At 33.1% G+C, this 18,378-nt stretch carries 18 protein-coding genes; 8 read left to right on the forward strand and 10 right to left on the reverse strand.

Annotated features, from left to right (window positions below; genetic code table 11):
- Positions 1–266 precede the first annotated feature (266 nt).
- From rlmF to trmD, 10 genes are all read right to left on the reverse strand, one after another.
- On the reverse strand, positions 267–1,229 hold the full coding sequence (gene rlmF, locus QWY99_RS04180) for a 23S rRNA (adenine(1618)-N(6))-methyltransferase RlmF (RefSeq protein WP_290261861.1): 963 nt from the start codon (positions 1,227–1,229) through the stop codon (positions 267–269).
- Positions 1,230–1,363: 134 nt separating this feature from the next.
- Positions 1,364–1,915: a hypothetical protein gene (locus tag QWY99_RS04185; protein WP_290261864.1), complete on the reverse strand. Its 552-nt coding sequence runs from the start codon at positions 1,913–1,915 to the stop codon at positions 1,364–1,366.
- 141 nt (positions 1,916–2,056) lie between these two features.
- Positions 2,057–2,719: a thiamine diphosphokinase gene (locus tag QWY99_RS04190; RefSeq protein WP_290261866.1), complete on the reverse strand. Its 663-nt coding sequence runs from the start codon at positions 2,717–2,719 to the stop codon at positions 2,057–2,059.
- Positions 2,720–2,926: 207 nt separating this feature from the next.
- The gene (locus tag QWY99_RS04195) at positions 2,927–3,385 is read right to left on the reverse strand and encodes a RidA family protein (protein ID WP_290261869.1); all 459 of its coding nucleotides are present in this window, start codon (positions 3,383–3,385) and stop codon (positions 2,927–2,929) included.
- A 139-nt stretch (positions 3,386–3,524) separates the two neighbouring features.
- Entirely contained in the window at positions 3,525–4,007 is a 483-nt protein-coding gene (locus tag QWY99_RS04200) for a GyrI-like domain-containing protein (protein ID WP_290261872.1), read from the reverse strand.
- A gap of 8 nt (positions 4,008–4,015) precedes the next feature.
- Positions 4,016–4,837 (reverse strand): DUF4249 domain-containing protein, encoded by an 822-nt coding sequence (locus QWY99_RS04205; protein WP_290261874.1) that lies wholly within the window; start codon positions 4,835–4,837, stop codon positions 4,016–4,018.
- Between the two features lie 36 nt (positions 4,838–4,873).
- Complete coding sequence (locus QWY99_RS04210; RefSeq protein WP_290261876.1) at positions 4,874–7,252, reverse strand: TonB-dependent receptor; 2,379 nt, start codon at positions 7,250–7,252, stop codon at positions 4,874–4,876.
- A 156-nt stretch (positions 7,253–7,408) separates the two neighbouring features.
- Positions 7,409–9,631: an NADP-dependent isocitrate dehydrogenase gene (locus tag QWY99_RS04215; RefSeq protein ID WP_290261878.1), complete on the reverse strand. Its 2,223-nt coding sequence runs from the start codon at positions 9,629–9,631 to the stop codon at positions 7,409–7,411.
- 280 nt (positions 9,632–9,911) lie between these two features.
- Positions 9,912–10,262, reverse strand: a complete 351-nt coding sequence (rplS, locus tag QWY99_RS04220; RefSeq protein WP_290261881.1) for a 50S ribosomal protein L19 — start codon at positions 10,260–10,262, stop codon at positions 9,912–9,914.
- A 675-nt stretch (positions 10,263–10,937) separates the two neighbouring features.
- On the reverse strand, positions 10,938–11,618 hold the full coding sequence (trmD, locus tag QWY99_RS04225; protein ID WP_290261883.1) for a tRNA (guanosine(37)-N1)-methyltransferase TrmD: 681 nt from the start codon (positions 11,616–11,618) through the stop codon (positions 10,938–10,940).
- Positions 11,619–11,840: 222 nt separating this feature from the next.
- Between trmD and blaOXA the strand changes: the two genes are divergently transcribed.
- The 8 genes from blaOXA to QWY99_RS04265 all read left to right on the forward strand — a co-directional run bounded on the left by blaOXA (position 11,841) and on the right by QWY99_RS04265 (position 18,291).
- Entirely contained in the window at positions 11,841–12,695 is an 855-nt protein-coding gene (gene blaOXA / locus QWY99_RS04230; protein ID WP_290261885.1) for a class D beta-lactamase, read from the forward strand.
- A gap of 139 nt (positions 12,696–12,834) precedes the next feature.
- A complete protein-coding gene (locus QWY99_RS04235) occupies positions 12,835–13,515 on the forward strand; it encodes a TIGR02117 family protein (RefSeq protein WP_290261887.1) in 681 nt (226 codons plus the stop codon).
- A 27-nt stretch (positions 13,516–13,542) separates the two neighbouring features.
- Entirely contained in the window at positions 13,543–13,935 is a 393-nt protein-coding gene (gene yiaA / locus QWY99_RS04240; RefSeq protein ID WP_290261889.1) for an inner membrane protein YiaA, read from the forward strand.
- Between the two features lie 116 nt (positions 13,936–14,051).
- Entirely contained in the window at positions 14,052–14,750 is a 699-nt protein-coding gene (locus QWY99_RS04245; RefSeq protein WP_290261891.1) for an aspartate/glutamate racemase family protein, read from the forward strand.
- Between the two features lie 47 nt (positions 14,751–14,797).
- Entirely contained in the window at positions 14,798–15,148 is a 351-nt protein-coding gene (locus QWY99_RS04250; protein ID WP_290261893.1) for a cupin domain-containing protein, read from the forward strand.
- A 16-nt stretch (positions 15,149–15,164) separates the two neighbouring features.
- Entirely contained in the window at positions 15,165–16,037 is an 873-nt protein-coding gene (locus QWY99_RS04255; RefSeq protein WP_290261894.1) for a sugar phosphate isomerase/epimerase family protein, read from the forward strand.
- A gap of 130 nt (positions 16,038–16,167) precedes the next feature.
- Complete coding sequence (locus tag QWY99_RS04260) at positions 16,168–17,298, forward strand: MFS transporter (protein ID WP_290261896.1); 1,131 nt, start codon at positions 16,168–16,170, stop codon at positions 17,296–17,298.
- A gap of 60 nt (positions 17,299–17,358) precedes the next feature.
- Positions 17,359–18,291 carry a peptidylprolyl isomerase gene (locus QWY99_RS04265; protein ID WP_290261898.1) on the forward strand — a complete coding sequence of 311 codons (933 nt, stop codon included), beginning with the start codon at positions 17,359–17,361 and terminating at the stop codon, positions 18,289–18,291.
- Positions 18,292–18,378: the final 87 nt, after the last annotated feature.

Raw genomic sequence — 18,378 nt, forward strand, 5'->3', positions numbered from 1 at the left:
TGTGACAAGATTAAAATCGGTATAATTCTATCTAACTTAGTAATTAGAAGATGTATAAATATATCGCTCCGCTGTAGCTTTTGGAGCTATTTTGGAGCTAATATAATTTTATCTTGATTTATCGTTGAATTTTTTATGGAATAGTTTGCTAGCTTCTCTTTGTCAAAGTCTCAGGAATATTTTATCGAATTAATACTGAAAGTTATACAGAGAAAGCATATCAATGTTTCTATATGTTAGAAGCGATATTTTATTATAGAAATAATTTAAAGTTCGGTTTTAAAATTCCATTTAGCTTGTTGTGCTTCGGTAAGAAATGACCAAGCGACGATACGACTAGTTTTCTGACCTTGTGCCATATCTATTGTTTTTACAATTGAAGCATTTACTTTGTTCAATGTTTTGTAGATGCTAGATAGATTCTCTTTTTTAGAAACTAATGTAGTAAACCACAAACATTGCATTGGGTATTTGGCACTTTCATATATCATTTGTGTAACAAATCCTATTTCTCCACCATCGCACCATAATTCGGCATTATGGCCTCCAAAGTTTAAAACAGGAGCTGCTTTTCTATTGGCTTTTGGATCTAGACTTGTTGCTTTTCGAACGGCACTTTTATTTGCTTCTTCTGATGAAGAGTGAAATGGAGGATTGCAAATCGTAAATGTAAATCTGTCTTCTGGCGTAATTATATTTTTGAATATAAAACGAGACTCTGTTTGCTGTTGCAAACTGATAGCGTCAATTAGTTTAGGATTGGCTTCGATTATTTTACTGCAATTTTGGATTGCTCTTTCATCGATATCAGTTCCAACAAAACTCCAGCCATAAACTGCATTTCCTAATATTGGATAAATGCAATTGGCACCAATACCTATATCTAAACCTAAAACACCTTCACCTTCAGGAATTACTCCGTTATTTGTTGTTGCTAATAAATCGGCTAAGTAATGTATGTAATCTGCTCTTCCAGGAATTGGAGGGCAAAGAAAATTTTTAGGAATGTCCCAGTTTTGGATGTCGTAATAATGAATCAACAAGGCTTTATTAAGTGCCTTTACTGCTTCGGGATCACTAAAATCAATCGTTTCGATTCCGTGTTCGTTTATCCCCACGAATTTTTTTAATTCGGGATAATCCGTAATTAGTTGTTCAAAATCGTAGCGTGAACGATGTGGGTTTCTAGGATGTAGACTCGTTTTCTCGGCGTTATTTGTAGCTTTCATTATTCTTAATTTCCGTGCAAAGATAGTCATTACTTTTTTGTGAAAATCTTAGATCGATTGTTATTAAAATTAGGGTTTAATTTTCCCTTAATTAAATATTGATTTTTAATTAATTTGAAGGAACCATGAATAGTCTACTTAAATATCGAATTTTTGAAATTTTCTAATAGCACTGCCCCTTTTTCTTTATCATTATAAATAAGAAATACTGAGAAAACTTTCTTTTTGATGGATGTACCATAAACTTCGGTAATTAAATAAGACTTATCTGGGAAGATGTATTCGTGTTTGAGGTGGTTAAATTCGATGTTACTTATTTTTAATTTTTCATCTGATTTATTTACTTCTATTTTTACATTTTTCAGACTTACTTCGTACATGGCTTTTTGGAAGTCCATAAAAGCATTTGAATTGGTTTTAAAATCGTTATCATTGTAGGCTACAAAATAATTTAAGCTATCTATTTTTATAGCAATTAGTATTTTAGAATTTTCGTCAGTTTCTAATTTGTATCCTTTTTTTGTATTTTCTTTATTTTTTTCTTTTAACCAATTCTCACTTTCAATTAATTCACATTGTTCGGGTATTTCAATTTTCCAATTAAATTGACTGCTTTTGAAGGTTTTATTTTGACTGAATGAAAAATTGATAATAAATAATAATGTAATAAGTAGTTTAGTTTTCATGTATGTTTTAAAATAGAGAGGATACTTATAGTGTTGTAATGAAATTGTTTGGTTTAGCCCCGATTGAGCTGGTATCCTTTTTGGGCTTTTTTTGCCCAAAAAGATTGAGGCAAAAGCGGGAATTGGCTCCTGAAAAAAGAATTAATCAAAGCATTCCATTAGTAATAAATCGCCATCGGTATAAGTGATTTTTACGATTCCATCTTTAGAAACGGCATTGCTACTGCTGGTTCTATAGCCTATTGTGAGCGTGTCGTTGTGTAGAGGATATACTAAATTATCTGAAAAAACACCGTTTGCTACTCCAATTGGGATAAGTGATATTGGGGTGTTAGCAGTGTACCATTTTTCGAATTTATTTGGCAATAAAAATATTTTGGAATGATCGTCGAGGATTACAATCTTCAACAAATTTCGGTAGCGAACAATATTGGTTATGTTTGCAATGGTATGATCGGCTCTTTTTCCGGTTGCCCAAATTACATTTACTGCGGGTATTTTTCGTTCGATTAAATAATCGAATGCTTTTTCTAAATCAGTTTTGTCTTGATCTGGAGTATGTACAATTTCGATTGGATATTGTGTGGGTTTGTATATTTCGGGGTCAAATCCACGATCGAAATCACCTAATAAGACATCGACTTTTATGCCTAAATCGACTACGCGTTCCATGGCCGAATCCAATACGATTATCAAAGGAGACCATTCTAATAATTGTCCTAATAATTCAGGATTGCAGGCTGCTCCGTTTGCTATGATTAATGCAGGTTCTTGGTCGTCGCGTACGATATGATGTGATGACATTTATGGTTTAGATTTAAAATGTGCCGTAAATGTACGAAAGTAAAAAGTAACTATTTTTCTACTATTAAGGGATTAAGGAAATAAAGTTTTTTTAATCAAAGAATATTATGGTTGAAAGGATTTTATGCTAATTCCGTTCTGATGCCGAAACATAAGAACGGATTTTTTGAATCTTTGTGACTTATTGGTTTAGCTTTTTTAGTGGAATTACTTTGATGTTTTGAAAACAGTAGCGTCAACTTCAATCTGCATTCCGTCGATGGCTAATCTCGGAACAGGAATTAAGGTGCTGGCAGGAAATGGTTTGTTTTTCCAAACTTTGTTAATTTCTTCGTTCCAGATTTTTAGTTTTTCTTGATTATGGTCAACAATTAGAATCGTGATTTTCATAATATTCTCTGGCTTTAACTTGTAGCTGTCTAATACTGTCACAATATTTTTTAATGCTACTTGTGTTTGTTCTCTAAAATCGGGACTTAGTTTGTGCTCTTTTCCTAATCCGCCGCTTTGACCTGATATAAAAATAAGTTCGCCTGCTGTTTTTACAGATGAGGCATGGCTAAAACCATAAGGAGTAGGATCGAATAAGGCTTCTGGATTTTTAAAAGTTTGCGCTTTTGTATTAAATGCAAATAGAGAAAATAGGGAGAGAAGTAAATGTTTCATGTTTTTTTAAGTTTTGAATTTATGATTTTACAAAGGTCATTTAATTCTATTCCTTGCACATTTACATATGTTGAGAGTCAGTATTTTTTAAGTTTTGATATAAAAAAATGCTCTCACAACTGAGAGCATTTTCGGGGTATTAATTTTTTTGTTTTATCGGAATCCAGATTTCTTCTTCGGATGTTGGATCTTCATGTTTGTATTTTTCGCCCATTACTGCAAAATGAGGCCTGTTTTCTAATAGATATTCTGACTTAGGCAACCAATCGGCAAAAATATATTGATATGTTTTATGTCCGTTACTTGCTGGTCCCTTATGAATAAAAACGACATATAATCCACTTGGAATTGTAATCGTTTCCATATCGGCAGGAACTGAATGAAAATCGGTTACTTCTACGCCAGCCCACTTTTCGAATTCATTTTTAGGGTTGAAATTGACAAAATGGGATTCTGGATATACTTCAATAGAATGTAGTTTTAAACTGACATTGTTTTTTATTTCTTTTCGGTTTGGCATAAAACTTTGCCATAGTTCTTTTGTCCTATTAATAGAAAAAGAAGTTGTAATTCGTTTTCCAACGATTTTCTTTTCTGTTAATTTTTCTATTCTTGGTTCCATTCTAAATGTTACTGGATTATGTATTTTTTAGTTTCGATTTCTCCAAGAGAAAAATAACCTAAAGGATAGTCACTTACATTTGTTTTATTTATAACATTACCTCTTACAGTAGCAGGAGGAGATTGAAACGGTCCGCCACTATTATTACCAGCAATGCTTATTAAAATATTCATAAAGTTATAATAACTTTTTGAGATACCGATATGGCTTATTTCAACTTGGTCACCTGGTTTTAAATCATCGTTATTTGAGGAACTGAAAAATTCATTTCCGTTAAAGAATCTATCTTCAGCCGCCGAATAGTTTGTTAGTATTTTATTAGAATATGTATAGTGGTATAAATAATAATTAGGTTCATTAGCAGGATCATTAAAGTAGGCTTTTACTTCAATTTCATCTTTCATGATACCACCATCGTTTTTTTGTTCTATTCTAGTAATAGGCGCTACCGATTTTAAAGTTTCGGTTGCGGAATATGTGTTTCCTCCGCTAATAATAGTTAAAACGTAAGTTTCATTAATTACAGGTTCAAAATTGGTACAAACGTATTGTCCCGTTTTAGGAATTTCTAAAAAAGTATATACTTTGTTTGTACTATTTTGTATAAACACTGTCGCTCCAGAAACAACAGGAATTACGGGATTGTAATAATCTGTTGTTGTAGTTAATTTTATTTTTTGCTGATTTCCAGTTGTTCCTTTGGTCCAATTGATAACTGCTTCGACCACTAATTTAGGTGGGGCTGTTTTTAAATCAACATCTACAACTTCTTCACAACTTGTAATAAACAAGGTTGTTATAAAAAGGATTAATATATTTATTTTTTTCATCTGAATATATTTTTATTTTTCTCTGAGAGAAGTGAATTAAAATTTAAAATTATAGCTAACTGCAGGCACCATTCCGAATATAGAAGTTTTTACAGCTTCATTGTATCCTGTATCGGTATTTTGTCTAAAATTAATCGACGCAGCATTATGTCTGTTATAAAGATTGTAAATACTAAAAACCCATTCTCCTTTCCAATTTCTATCTTTATTTGATCTTGGTGTTAATGTTGCAGAAACATCTAAGTGATGATATGCAGGTAATCTATTTTCGTTACGTAAACCATAATTAGGAACCTGAACTAAGTATTCATAATAACTATTTGGATAGGATACTGGTTGCCCCGATTGTAAGGCGAAATTAGCACCAAATGACCATTTTTCGTTTAGTGCATACGAAGTTGTCACAGCTAAATTATGTAGTTTGTCGTACACGGAATTGTACCACTGTCCGTTGTTAATTCCTGTTTCTTCTGGAGTTCTTCCAGGAGTTTGTTGTTCTGATTTAGATAATGTATAAGAAACCCATCCAGTTAGTTTTCCAGTATTCTTCTTAAACATTAATTCGATACCATAAGAACGCATACGTCCATTTAAAAGTACTTGTTCGATAGCGTTATTTGCTATTAAATCGGCACCATCAATATAATCTAGTCGGTTTTTAATTTTCTTGTAGTAGGTTTCTGCTTCAAGAGAGTAATCTCCATCTTGGAAATTTCTGAAATAACCTAAAGCTACCTGATCTGCAAGTTGAGGTTTGATGAACTGGTCGCTTGGCATCCATACATCAAGCGGTGTAGGAGATGAGGTGTTTGATATTAATTGTAAGTACTGCGCCATTCTGTTATAACTAGCTTTAATGGCTTGGTCTTCGTTAATTTGATAGCCAATAGAAAAACGTGGTTCTAAATTTTTATAATCGGCGATAGATTTGTTTTTGCTGTAATATTGTGTTCCTACTGGAGTTGCTTTTTCATAGATTTGACGTACTGGGTCAAAAACAACAGGATTGTTTTTCTCATACAAGTTAACTGTTGAAGAGCCTAAACGAGAAAACATGCTAAAACGAAGTCCGTAAGAAAGGGTTAGTTTTTTAGCGATTTGATTTTCAGCCTCAATATAAATTGCAGGTTCAAATGCATATTTCTTATCTAATTGCTCTGGATTAATTCCAATTTTGCCATCTGTTGGTTTTATATTTCCGGGATTAAATTCATAATAAATTGCATTTACACCATAATTTAATTTGAACTTATCTGAAATATAATTCTTGAAATCATATTTGATATTGTAATTCTTAATTCCAGAATCCCATTTGAAACCTACTAAATCTAAATCAAGACCGTAATAATAATCACTATAAATTAAAGATAGATTTGTGAATAGTTTATCAGAAAATAAATGATTCCAACGCAAGTTTAAAGTTGTGTTTCCATAAGTATTTGCAAAGCTTTTGGCGATACTAAATACATCACGACCAAAATAACCAGATAGATATAAACTGTTATTGTCGTTTAGTTTATAACTGAATTTTGCATTTAAGTCATAAAAATAAACGGAATTGTCTTTCATATCATCGGTAAGTTTTAGGAATAAATGTCCGTATGAAGCTCTTCCTCCAATTAAAAACGATCCTTTGTCTTTTACTAATGGGCCTTCGGCTAGAAGTCGGCTAGAAATTAAACCGATTCCACCATTCATATGGAAATCTTTACTATTTCCATCTTTTTGATAAATATCCAAAACAGAAGAAGCTCTACCGCCGTAACGAGCAGGGATTCCACCTTTATATAGTTTTAAATCTTTGATGGCATCTGGATTAAATACAGAGAAGAAACCAAAAACATGTGAAGAGTTGAAAATAGTAGCTTCATCAAGAAGTATTAAATTCTGATCTGCACCACCACCACGAACATTAAATCCAGAAGCTCCTTCTCCAGCATTGGTAACACCTGGGAGTAATAAAATCGATTTTAATACATCGACTTCTCCCATAACAACTGGCATTTTTTTTATGGATGTTATAGAAAGTTTGTTTACACTCATTTCAGGTGTACGCGTATTGGCTCTTCCTCTATTGTCGGTTATGATTACTTCTTGAAGCTCTTCACCACCTTCCTTTAATGAGAAATTGATTTTAATGTTTTTTGTCAAAGAAATAGTTTGTTCAAAAGATTGGTATCCAACATAACTGATTTCTATCTGATATTCTCCCTTTGGGGCTGTAATAGAATAAAAACCATATTCGTTGGTTGTTGCGCCTATTTTTAATGATGGGATGTAAATATTGACACCAATTAAGGTTTCATTATTTTTTGAGTCTGAGATGGTACCACTGAGAGTGAATTTTTCTTGTGCTATAGAAGAAAAAGTAGCGAAAAATACAATAAGTAATAAACTAACTTTTTTTAAAATCATTGTTTAATTTTTGAATTACTTTATTAAGACGTTGTAAAGAGAAAAATATTACAAAACCAACGTTAAATATGCGTTAAAAAAAAGACAACCGTTTCTGGTTGTCTTTTTATATGCATTTGTAGTGATGTACTTAAATACATCGTTATGTATAATAGCTTAAGCTATTTTAGCCAAAATTGAATTAAATGTAGGGCTAGGACGCATTGCTTTGCTAGTTAATTCAGGATTTGGTTGGTAGTAACCACCAATATCTTGAGGTTTTCCTTGTGCTGCAATTAATTCTGCATTTATTTTAGCTTCATTCTCAGCAAACTCAGCAGCGATCGGAGTGAAGATTGCTTTTAATTCAGCATCTTTATCTTGAGCAGCCAAAGCTTGAGCCCAATAAAATGCTAAATAAAAGTGTGAACCACGATTATCGATTTGACCAATCTTACGAGCTGGAGATTTATCGTTTGCAAGGAATTTGTCATTTGCCTCATCTAGAGTTTCAGCTAGTACAATTGCTTTAGAGTTGTTTAAAGTTTGACCTAAATGCTCTAATGAAGCACCAAGAGCTAAAAATTCTCCTAAAGAATCCCAACGTAAATATCCTTCTTGAGTAAATTGCTCAACGTGTTTAGGAGCAGAACCTCCAGCACCAGTTTCAAACAATCCGCCACCATTCATTAAAGGAACAATAGAAAGCATCTTAGCAGAAGTTCCAACTTCAAGAATTGGGAATAAATCTGTTAGGTAATCACGTAATACGTTTCCAGTTACAGAAATAGTATCTAATCCTTTAATGATTCTTTCTAGAGTAAAGTTTGTAGCTTCGATTGGATTTAAAATACGAATATCTAAACCTGTAGTATCGTAATCTTTAAGGTACGTATTTACTTTTTCGATTAATTCTCTATCGTGTGCTCTGTTTTCGTCTAACCAGAAAACTGCTGGAGTATTAGATAAACGAGCTCTATTTACAGCTAGTTTTACCCAGTCTTGAATAGGAGCGTCTTTTGCCTGACACATTCTAAAGATATCTTTATCTTCAACAGCTTGTTCCATTAATACAGTTCCGTTAGTATCAACTACACGCACAACACCATTTCCTTTTATTTGGAAAGTTTTGTCATGAGATCCGTATTCTTCTGCTTTTTGAGCCATCAAACCTACGTTTGGTACACTTCCCATTGTAGTTGGGTCAAAAGCACCATGTTTTTTACAGAAATCGATTGTTGCAGTATAAACACCAGCATAAGAACGGTCTGGGATAATTGCAACTGTATCTTGTTGTTTTCCTTCTTTGTTATACATCTGTCCAGAAGTACGAATCATTGCAGGCATAGAAGCATCAACAATCACATCTGATGGAACGTGTAAGTTAGTAATCCCTTTGTCAGAGTTTACCATTGCAAGAGCTGGACCTTTAGCTATAGCTGCATCTAATGCTGCTTCAACTTCAGCTTGTTGAGGTGTTCCTGCAATTTTTGCATAAACATCACCCAATCCGTTTCTTGTATCAATATTTAATTCGCTAAATAAAGTAGCGTATTTTTCAAATACATCTTTAAAGTAAACTTCTACAATAGCTCCAAAAATAATTGGATCAGAAACTTTCATCATTGTAGCTTTCAAGTGAACTGAAAGTAATATGTTTTCTTTTTTTGCTTCTTCGATCGTTGTTTCAACAAAGCTTTTTAAAGCATTTAAGTTTAATACAGCACTATCGATAATCTCTCCTGCTTTTAGTGGAGTACTTTCTTTTAAAACAGTAGTAGTCCCATCTTCAGCAACAAATTCAATTTTTACATCAGTAGCATTAGGAACAGTAAGTGATTTTTCACTTCCGTAAAAGTCACCTTTAGACATTGATGCAACATGAGTTTTTGAGTCTGGTGACCAAGCTCCCATTGAGTGAGGATTTGCTTTTGCAAAATTCTTCACTGCTCTTGGTGCTCTACGATCAGAGTTTCCTTCACGTAAAACTGGGTTTACTGCAGAACCTAATACTTTAGAGTATTTAGCCTTAATTTCTTTTTCAGTATCGTTTTGTGGATCTTCAGGGAAATTAGGGATTTTATATCCGTGAGATTGCAATTCAGCAATAGCCGCTTTTAATTGTGGAACTGAAGCCGAGATGTTTGGTAACTTAATAATGTTTGCTTCCGGTTTAGTAGCAAGTTGTCCTAGCTCAGCCAAGGCGTCCCCTGTTTTTTGAGAATCGGTCAAGTACTCTGGGAAATTAGATAAAATTCGAGACACCAACGAAATGTCTCTAGTTTCAATAGTAATACCCGCTGTAGCAGTAAATTCTTGTACAATAGGCAAGAAAGAATAAGTCGCTAATAACGGCGCCTCATCTGTTAAGGTGTAAACAATTTTTGAATTCTGTGTCATTTTTTTTCTTTTTTAATATAATCGTATCGTCAAAAAAATGACGATGTAAAGGAATGGTCGGCTCAAAAATGAGCGAAGCAAATATAAGTAAAACAGTCCGAAAACGGTTGCGTTTTTTATAGAATTCCTTAAATTAACAGATTACTATTTTTAGTAGCAATAATTGACAAATCGATGGTTTTCAAGCCAAAGAATTACTGTTTTGATATTTTGTTTAGAACAAAAAAAATCCCGATTCATAAATAATGAATCGGGATCTTTATGGTAAAGAGATAAAAAATTATCTTCTTTTGTCTCTAATCTTAGCTTTTTTACCAGTAAGTTCTCTGAAGTAGAAAATTCTAGCTCTACGTACAGCTCCTCTTTTGTTAACTTCAACTTTTTGTAAAGCTGGTAAGTTAACTGGGAAGATACGCTCTACACCAACAGCACCAGACATTTTACGAATTGTAAAAGTCTCTGTGTTTCCAGAACCTCTTCTTTGAATAACAACTCCTTTGAAAAACTGAGTTCTTGTTTTTTCACCCTCTCTAATTTCGTAGAAAACTGTGATAGTATCTCCAGCTCCGAAAACTGGGAAATCTTTTTTTGCAACAAATTCGGTTTGAACGAATTTCATTAAATCTGCCATGATATCTTTAATTATGGTTTTGTGATAGAGCAACATACACGGATTTCGCCAGAGGTTGGTCTAATTTGGATGCAAAAGTACAACTTTAGTTTTAATTTGCAACTTTTTTTATTTTATGTGTAGCGTACATGCTCTCAATTTTTAATTAAGGGGTAGTAAACTACAAACTGAATATTGTGACTGTAACCGCAAACCGAGACTGTCCTTCGACTCCGCTCAGGATGACACTTAGACTGTAAACTGAATACCGAGACTGAACTCTGCGACTATTAACGACAAACTAAGATTGAATACTGTAAACTGCGACTGTAAACTGAATACCGAGACTGAACTCTGCGACTATTAACGACAAACTAAGACTGAATACTGTAAACTGCGACTGTAAACTGAATACCGAGACTGAACTCTGCGACTATTAACGACAAACTAAGACTGAATACTGTAAACTGCGACTGTAAACTGAATACCGAGACTGAACTCTGCGACTATTAACGATAAACTAAGACTGAATACTGTAAACTGCGACTGTAAACTGAATACCGAGACTGAACTCTGCGACTATGATAACCACAAACTAAGACTGAATACTGCGACTGTAAACTGAATACCGAGACTGAACTCTGCGACTATGATAACCACAAACTAAGACTGAATACTTCGACTGAATACTGAATACTAATTATCTTCAAGTAAATCAGGTCTTCTGTTTTTAGTATGTTCGTAAGCCATATCTTCTCTCCATTTGTCAATTTTAGCAAAGTGACCGCTGGTTAAAACATCAGGAACTTTCCATCCTTTGTAATCAGCAGGGCGAGTATATATAGGTCCAGATAATAAGTTATCTTGAAAACTATCAGTCAAAGCAGAAGTTTCGTCGCTTAAAACGCCAGGGATTAATCGAATTAAAGCATCTGATAACACCAAAGCGCCTAATTCACCACCAGATAAAACATAATCACCAATTGATATTTCTTTCGTAATAAAATGATCGCGAACTCGTTGGTCAACACCTTTGTAATGTCCGCACAAAATGATAATGTTTTCGTACATCGACATAGTGTTAGCCATTTTTTGGTTCAGCGTTTCACCATCAGGCGACATATATATAATCTCGTCGTAGGTTCTTTCACTTTTTAAATGAGTAATACAAGCATCAATAGGCTGAACAGTCATTACCATTCCGGCACCACCGCCAAAAGGATAGTCATCAACACTCTTCTGTTTGTTGGTTGTATAGTCACGTAAATTATGAAAATGAACTTCAACAATACCCTTGTCAATAGCACGTTTCATAATTGAAGCCTCAAATGGACTGCGTAATAACTCTGGTAAAACAGTAATAATATCTATGCGCATTTTTTTTATTCAAAAGGTTCTAGTCTGCAAAGATACAAAGTTTTTTTCGCGAAGCAGTGAATGATGGATTTTAGGTTTAAAGAGAAAAGAGAAAAGAGAAAAGAGAAAAGAGAAAAGAGAAAAGAGAAAAGAGAAAAGATGCAAGAAGAAACGAATCGAAAAAGATTTAGTAGAAACAAAAGCTTATTTATTAACTTGCATGCTAAAAGTAAAACAAACAACATGAAAAATCAAAAGCTATCTATCTTCCTATTTTTAACGATAATTTTAAACGTAAGTTGTCAATCAAAAAATAAAGAAGGTAAAATTGAAACTAAAAAAGAAGCTGAAAAAGAAACACAAATTGTAGTTTCTCAGTTTGGTGAAATTTTGGATAGCCTAAAAGTTAAAGGATCAATACTGATTTATGATGCAAATAAGAATACTTATTATTCTAATGATTTTGCTTGGGCAAAGAGAGGAAACCTTCCTGCATCAACATTTAAAATTCCAAATTCTATTATTGCATTAGAGACAGGAGTCGTAAAAAGTGATTCAACTATTTTTAAATGGGATGGAGAAAAAAGATGGATGAAAGCATGGGAGCAAGATTTAACACTCAAACAAGCATTTAAAGTTTCATGCGTGCCTTGTTATCAGGAAATCGCAAGGAAAGTGGGAGTGAAGCGAATGAAATCGTATCTGAAAAAACTCAATTACAATTCAATGGTTTTTGATACATTAACCTTAGATGATTTTTGGTTAAAAGGGAAATCAAGAATATCGCAAATGCAACAAGTTGATTTCTTAAAAAGATTGTATTTCTCAGAATTACCTATTTCAAAAAGAACCGAATCGATAATGAAAGATATTATGGAAGTTGAAAAAAAGGATGATTATGTTTTAAGAGGAAAAACAGGTTTGTCTATAGAAGATGAAAAACGTAATGGTTGGTTTGTAGGTTATCTGGAAAATAAAAATGGAGTTTACTTTTTTGCAACGAATATAGAACCAACAAAAGATATCAATCAAGATGAATTTATAGCAATGCGATTGAATGCGACTAAAGTAGCATTGAAGAATCTTCAAAAAATGTAATTTTCGTAACGCACTTCTTTACAAATAGTTATATTTTAAATAAGAAATTTATTATTTTAAATTGTTGTAATGTATTTTTATTAAATAAAATACTACTATTTTTGCCAAAGCCAAAAAACTAACTAATCAAAAAAATTCATTGAAAAAAGCTTTAAAAATTATTGGCAAAATCCTACTTGGATTTGTTGCCTTTATCTTGCTGTATGTTATTCTTGCTTATTCTATTTCAAGAATTACAGTTGAGAGAGAACCAAATACGAAAGAAGAAGTTACGATTTATATCATGACTAATGGAGTTCATACTGATATTGTAGTTCCTACTCGAAACGAATTTATGGATTGGAGCAAAATGGTAAAGTATGAAAATACAATATCTAAAGACACAACATATCAATATCTAGCAATGGGCTGGGGAGATAAAGGATTTTATTTAGAAACGCCAAACTGGTCAGATCTTAAAATTTCGACTGCGCTTAAAGCAGCTTCAGGATTGAGTAATACGGCAATACATGCAACCTATTTTTCGAACATAAAAGAAAATGAAAGCTGTAAAAAAATTGTAATCAGCAAAGAGCAATACAGTCGCTTGGTAGATTATATTAAAAGCAGTTTCAAGAAAGATGAAAAGGGACAATTTATACACATCAAAACAGACCAGAACTACGGTAAAAGAGATGCTTTTTATGAAGGAACTGGAAGTTACAGTTTACTTCATACTTGCAATACATGGGCAAATAATGCACTAAAAGTAAGTGGACAAAAGTGTTGTTTCTGGACACCTATAGATTCGGCAATCTTTTCAAAATACGAAACAAATTAATTAACCTATATAAAATTGAATTAAAAAATGGTACAAAAAACGTCGAATGCATTTGTTGCAGCATCTTGGATTGCTATGGGAGCAGGAATTATTGGTTATTTAGTAGGACTTGCAAGAGCTGAAATGTTATTAAATGAAAAAGGATATTACTTCACGGTTTTAATGTTCGGATTGTTTGCAGTAATATCATTGCAAAAAAGTGTAAGAGATAAATTAGAAGGATTTCCTGTAACGGATATTTATTATGGAATTTGTTGGTTTGGCACAATTCTGTCAATTGCTTTATTGACAGCTGGATTGTGGAATGCTACGATTTTGCCTAGTGAAAAAGGATTTTATGCTTTTGCATTTTTATTAGGGATTTTTGGTGCAATTGCAGTTCAAAAAAACACTAGAGATAATTTAGTTATTAAAGAATAAAAAAAATACATTTACAATAGCGGTTTCAAACGATTTGAGTCATAGACTTATTTTATAATCGTTTGAAACCGTTTTGCTTTTGCGAAAAACTTTAAATCTAAAAAAAAATCTTAGTTATGAGAAAAATTGGGCTTGTTGGAGGTATTAGTTGGGTTTCTACCATTGATTATTACCGTTTTATTAATGAAGGAATAAATGAAAAATTAGGAGGACTTAATTTTGCAGAATGCATCATTTATTCTTTAAATTTTGATGATTTTCAACGAAACAATACAGCCAATAATTGGGATGTAACATTCGAGCTAATAACAAATGCGTGTAAAAGCCTTGAGAAAAGTGGTGCCGAAGCAATTGTTTTATGTGCTAATACAGCACATGCAGTTGTAGAAAGAGTTGAGAAAGAAATTTCGCTGCCAATTATTCATGTTGCAACTGCTACGGCGACAGCAATAAATAAGATAGGATTAAAAAAGGTTGGTTTGTTGGGAACAAAATTCACCATGGAAATGGATTTTTATAAAGACAAACTTGCAGAATATAATATTGAGACAGTTGTACCTTTTCTTCAGGATGAACGAGATTATATTCAGAAGACATTAAAAGAAGAATTAGGAAGAGGAATTATCAATGAGCAAACCAAAAGAGCTTATATTATGGTGATTAATAAATTAATTGAAAACGGTGCCGAAGGAATTATTTTGGGTTGTACCGAAATTCCAATGCTTATAAGTCAGGATGATATTTCAGTTCCAGTTTTTGATACAACAAAAATTCATTCAGATGCAGCAGTGAAATTTGCGCTGTCATTAGATTAATGTTGAGGTAGTAACAGACAGAAAAGTTAGACTAAAATACAGAAGTTATGGAAAGTTTTGGAACAAGTGAAAAATTTCTTTTTAATGATGAAATTGAATGGGAAGTTGTTGGTGAAGGAATCAAGCGTAAAATAATGGCATATGATGACAGAGTAATGTTAGTTAATGTTCATTTTGAAAAAGGAGGTATTGGAGTGTTGCACGAACATTATCACTCACAGGTTACCTATGTGGCAAGCGGAAAATTTGAAGTGACAATTGATAACGAAACTAAAACGCTAAAAGCGGGAGATAGTTTTTATATTCCGCCACACGCCATACATGGAGTTGTTTGTCTAGAAAGCGGTTTACTAACAGATGTTTTCAGTCCTATTCGGGAAGACTTTATGAAAGGCTAATTAATCATCTAAAAATATGATTTCAAGAAGAAACTTTATAATCAATACAGGAATGGCTACGGCCACAGTTTGTTTAATTCCTTCATTTGCGTTTGCTTTAAATAAAAGGGCAATTGGATTACAGTTATATACTTTGCGGAATGAATTACCAAATGATGTAAAAGGAACTTTAGAGAAAGTGGCACAAGCTGGATATACAGCAGTTGAACTATATGGTTTCTCAATTAAAGATCAGTTTTGGGGATTGTCATCTGAAGAATTAAAAAAACTATTAGATGCAAATGGATTAAAAGCAGTAAGTGGACATTACAGTTTAGGAACTTTTTTCTATGACGGCAACACCACAGAACTTGAAGCGGCTATAAAAGCAGCAAAAGTTTTAAAAAGTGAATATATAACAGTTCCTTGGTTAGACGAAAGCTTAAGAAGAAGTGTTGACGATTATAAAAAAATAGCTTCATTGCTAAATAAGGCTGGAGGAATTTGTAAAAAAGCAGGTTTGAAATTAGCCTATCACAATCATGATTTTGAGTTTAAAAAATATGATAATATAACAGGTTATGAAATTCTACTAAAAGAGACGGATAGAAATTTAGTTTATTTTGAAATGGATTTATATTGGGTAGTATATTCTAAAATTAATCAGATAGAACTGTTTCGGCAAAATCCCGGCCGCTTTGCGATGTGGCATGTAAAAGATATGGATAAAAGCGATGCCACTTTAAATACAGAGATTGGTTCAGGAAGCATAGATTTTAAATCTATTTTTGAAGAAGCCAAGCTTTCAGGAATGAAGCACTTTTTCGTAGAACAAGAAACAAATTATATGCCGAATGAAATTGCGTCAATAAAAACGAGCTGTGAATTTATAGTAAAAGAGCTAATTTAGGCTTTTGAAGCATAGAAAGTTAAGGTTGGTAGAAGTCCTTTTGGGGAATTTTATGCTTTTTTTAAAGTTTTGTTAAAAATTAGAGTAGTATTTTTGCAAAATGAATTTATCCAAAACTAGTGTCATGTTTATGGCAGTTTGCACTGGACTTATAGTTGCAAACCTTTATTATTGTCAGCCTTTAATTGTTTTAATTGCCAATGAATTTAAGATTCCTGAAGCCGATGCAGGAACAATAACTTATCTTACCCAAGCAGGTTACGCTATTGGCCTCTTTTTTATGGTGCCACTTGGTGATAAAATTGAGCGTAAAAAACAAATTTTGATTACCACGCTTGCAACTGTTGTTGCTTTAGTTATTGCGGCAACTGCCCAAAGCTTTTTAGTTTTAGAAATTGCTTCCCTTCTTATCGGAATCACATCAATAGTTCCGCAGTTAATTTTGCCTTTGGCAGCTTCATTGAGTGATCCTGGTGAACGAGGTAAAGTAATAGGAACAATTATGAGCGGTTTGCTAGTTGGAATTTTATTATCGAGAACTTTAAGCGGAATTATAGGAGAGTTTATGGGGTGGAGATCAATGTTTTGGATCGCAGCAGGGATATGTTTACTTCTCTTTTTTGTTATGCAAAAACAATTTCCGTACAACAAACCAGTATTTCATGGTTCATACGGGCAATTACTACAATCACTTTTTACACTTATTAAGACACAACCTTTATTAAGAGAAGCAACTTTAATTAACGCATTTTGTTTTGCGCAATTTGGAGCTTTTTGGACAACAATGGTATTGTTATTATCCGATGCTCCTTTTCATTTTACTAGCTCAACAATTGGTCTTTTTGGTATAGTTGGTGCCACAGGGGCTTTAGCAGCTCCATTAGTTGGAAGGTTAGGAGATAAAGGAAATTCAAGAATTGCTGTAGGATACGGTTGTTTAATGATGTTAATTAGTTTTATTATTTTCTACTTTTCAGGAAGCAGCATAGTAGGGATCATTATCGGAATCGTTTGTATCGATATAGGAATTCAAGGAGTTCATATTTCAAACCAAACAAGAGTTTATTCATTGCTACCAGAAGCTAGAAATAGATTAAATACAGTATTTATGTCATTTAGCTTTCTAGGAACAGCGGCAGGTTCAGCTTATGGATTGTTTTTATGGAAATTAGGAGGCTGGCATGCGGTAACTATAGGATGTGCTGTTTTAGCATTATTGGCATTAACAGTTTATGGCTTAACATACAAATCTAAAAAATAGAAAGAATAAACGAATATCAAATTAATTCGTAAATTTGCAAATCAATAAAAAATAGAAACAATGGAAAACGGAATATACGCTAAATTCAATACCTCAAAAGGTGCGATTTTAGTAAAATTAGCTCACGATTTAACACCAGGAACCGTAGGGAATTTTGTAGCTCTTGCAGAAGGAAATATGGAAAATAAGGTAAAGCCACAAGGAACTAAATTTTATGATGGATTAACATTCCATAGAGTTATTCCAGATTTTATGATTCAAGGTGGTTGTCCTAAAGGAACAGGTACAGGAGATCCAGGATACAAATTTGATGATGAATTTCACCCAAGTTTAAAACACGATCGTCCAGGAGTTTTGGCAATGGCAAATTCTGGACCTGGGACTAATGGTTCTCAATTTTACATTACTCACGTTCCTACTTCTTGGTTAGACGGGAAACATACTGTTTTTGGTCACGTTGTAGAAGGTCAAGATATTGTTGATTCAATTGCTCAAGGTGATGAATTAACTAATGTTGAAATCGTAAGAGTAGGTGAAGAAGCTGAAAAATGGAATGCTATCGAAGCTTTTATTACTTTTAAAGGAGCTCGTAATAAGCGTGATGCTGCTATGAAAGCTGAGGCTGAAGCTGCAATGGAAAAATTGGCTGCTGGTTTTGCAAAAACAGATAGCGGTTTACGTTACCAATTTATCCAAAAAGGGGATGGTAAACAAGCAGAAAACGGTAAAACTGTAGCTGTTCACTACGAAGGTTCATTAGAGAATGGTAAAGTATTTGATTCTTCTTACCCAAGAAAAAAACCAATCGAGTTTAGACTAGGTCAAGGTCAAGTTATCGAAGGTTGGGATGAAGGAATTGCTTTATTGAAAGTTGGAGACAAAGCACGTTTCGTAATTCCATCTCATTTAGGATACGGCCCATCTGGAGCAGGTGGAGTTATTCCACCAAACGCAACTTTAATTTTCGACGTTGAATTAATGGACGTTAAGTAATAAAAAATACATAAAATTATATTTTATAACATTGGAATCCCAAAGCGAGAGTTTTGGGATTTTTTTTATATTTACTCCAAAAAAACT

This window comes from Flavobacterium branchiarum (genome assembly GCF_030409845.1).
Classification (GTDB): domain Bacteria; phylum Bacteroidota; class Bacteroidia; order Flavobacteriales; family Flavobacteriaceae; genus Flavobacterium; species Flavobacterium branchiarum.

Coding starts and splice junctions, on each gene's coding strand:
- QWY99_RS04250 (WP_290261893.1), top strand. CDS start 14,798: ATGGAAAGTTTTGGAACAAGTGAAAAATTTCTTTTTAATGATGAAATT.
- QWY99_RS04215 (WP_290261878.1), bottom strand. CDS start 9,631: ATGACACAGAATTCAAAAATTGTTTACACCTTAACAGATGAGGCGCCG.
- QWY99_RS04255 (WP_290261894.1), top strand. CDS start 15,165: ATGATTTCAAGAAGAAACTTTATAATCAATACAGGAATGGCTACGGCC.
- blaOXA (WP_290261885.1), top strand. CDS start 11,841: ATGAAAAATCAAAAGCTATCTATCTTCCTATTTTTAACGATAATTTTA.
- trmD (WP_290261883.1), bottom strand. CDS start 11,618: ATGCGCATAGATATTATTACTGTTTTACCAGAGTTATTACGCAGTCCA.
- QWY99_RS04265 (WP_290261898.1), top strand. CDS start 17,359: ATGGAAAACGGAATATACGCTAAATTCAATACCTCAAAAGGTGCGATT.
- QWY99_RS04245 (WP_290261891.1), top strand. CDS start 14,052: ATGAGAAAAATTGGGCTTGTTGGAGGTATTAGTTGGGTTTCTACCATT.
- rlmF (WP_290261861.1), bottom strand. CDS start 1,229: ATGAAAGCTACAAATAACGCCGAGAAAACGAGTCTACATCCTAGAAAC.
- QWY99_RS04205 (WP_290261874.1), bottom strand. CDS start 4,837: ATGAAAAAAATAAATATATTAATCCTTTTTATAACAACCTTGTTTATT.
- yiaA (WP_290261889.1), top strand. CDS start 13,543: ATGGTACAAAAAACGTCGAATGCATTTGTTGCAGCATCTTGGATTGCT.
- QWY99_RS04195 (WP_290261869.1), bottom strand. CDS start 3,385: ATGAAACATTTACTTCTCTCCCTATTTTCTCTATTTGCATTTAATACA.
- QWY99_RS04190 (WP_290261866.1), bottom strand. CDS start 2,719: ATGTCATCACATCATATCGTACGCGACGACCAAGAACCTGCATTAATC.
- QWY99_RS04260 (WP_290261896.1), top strand. CDS start 16,168: ATGGCAGTTTGCACTGGACTTATAGTTGCAAACCTTTATTATTGTCAG.
- rplS (WP_290261881.1), bottom strand. CDS start 10,262: ATGGCAGATTTAATGAAATTCGTTCAAACCGAATTTGTTGCAAAAAAA.
- QWY99_RS04185 (WP_290261864.1), bottom strand. CDS start 1,915: ATGAAAACTAAACTACTTATTACATTATTATTTATTATCAATTTTTCA.
- QWY99_RS04210 (WP_290261876.1), bottom strand. CDS start 7,252: ATGATTTTAAAAAAAGTTAGTTTATTACTTATTGTATTTTTCGCTACT.
- QWY99_RS04200 (WP_290261872.1), bottom strand. CDS start 4,007: ATGGAACCAAGAATAGAAAAATTAACAGAAAAGAAAATCGTTGGAAAA.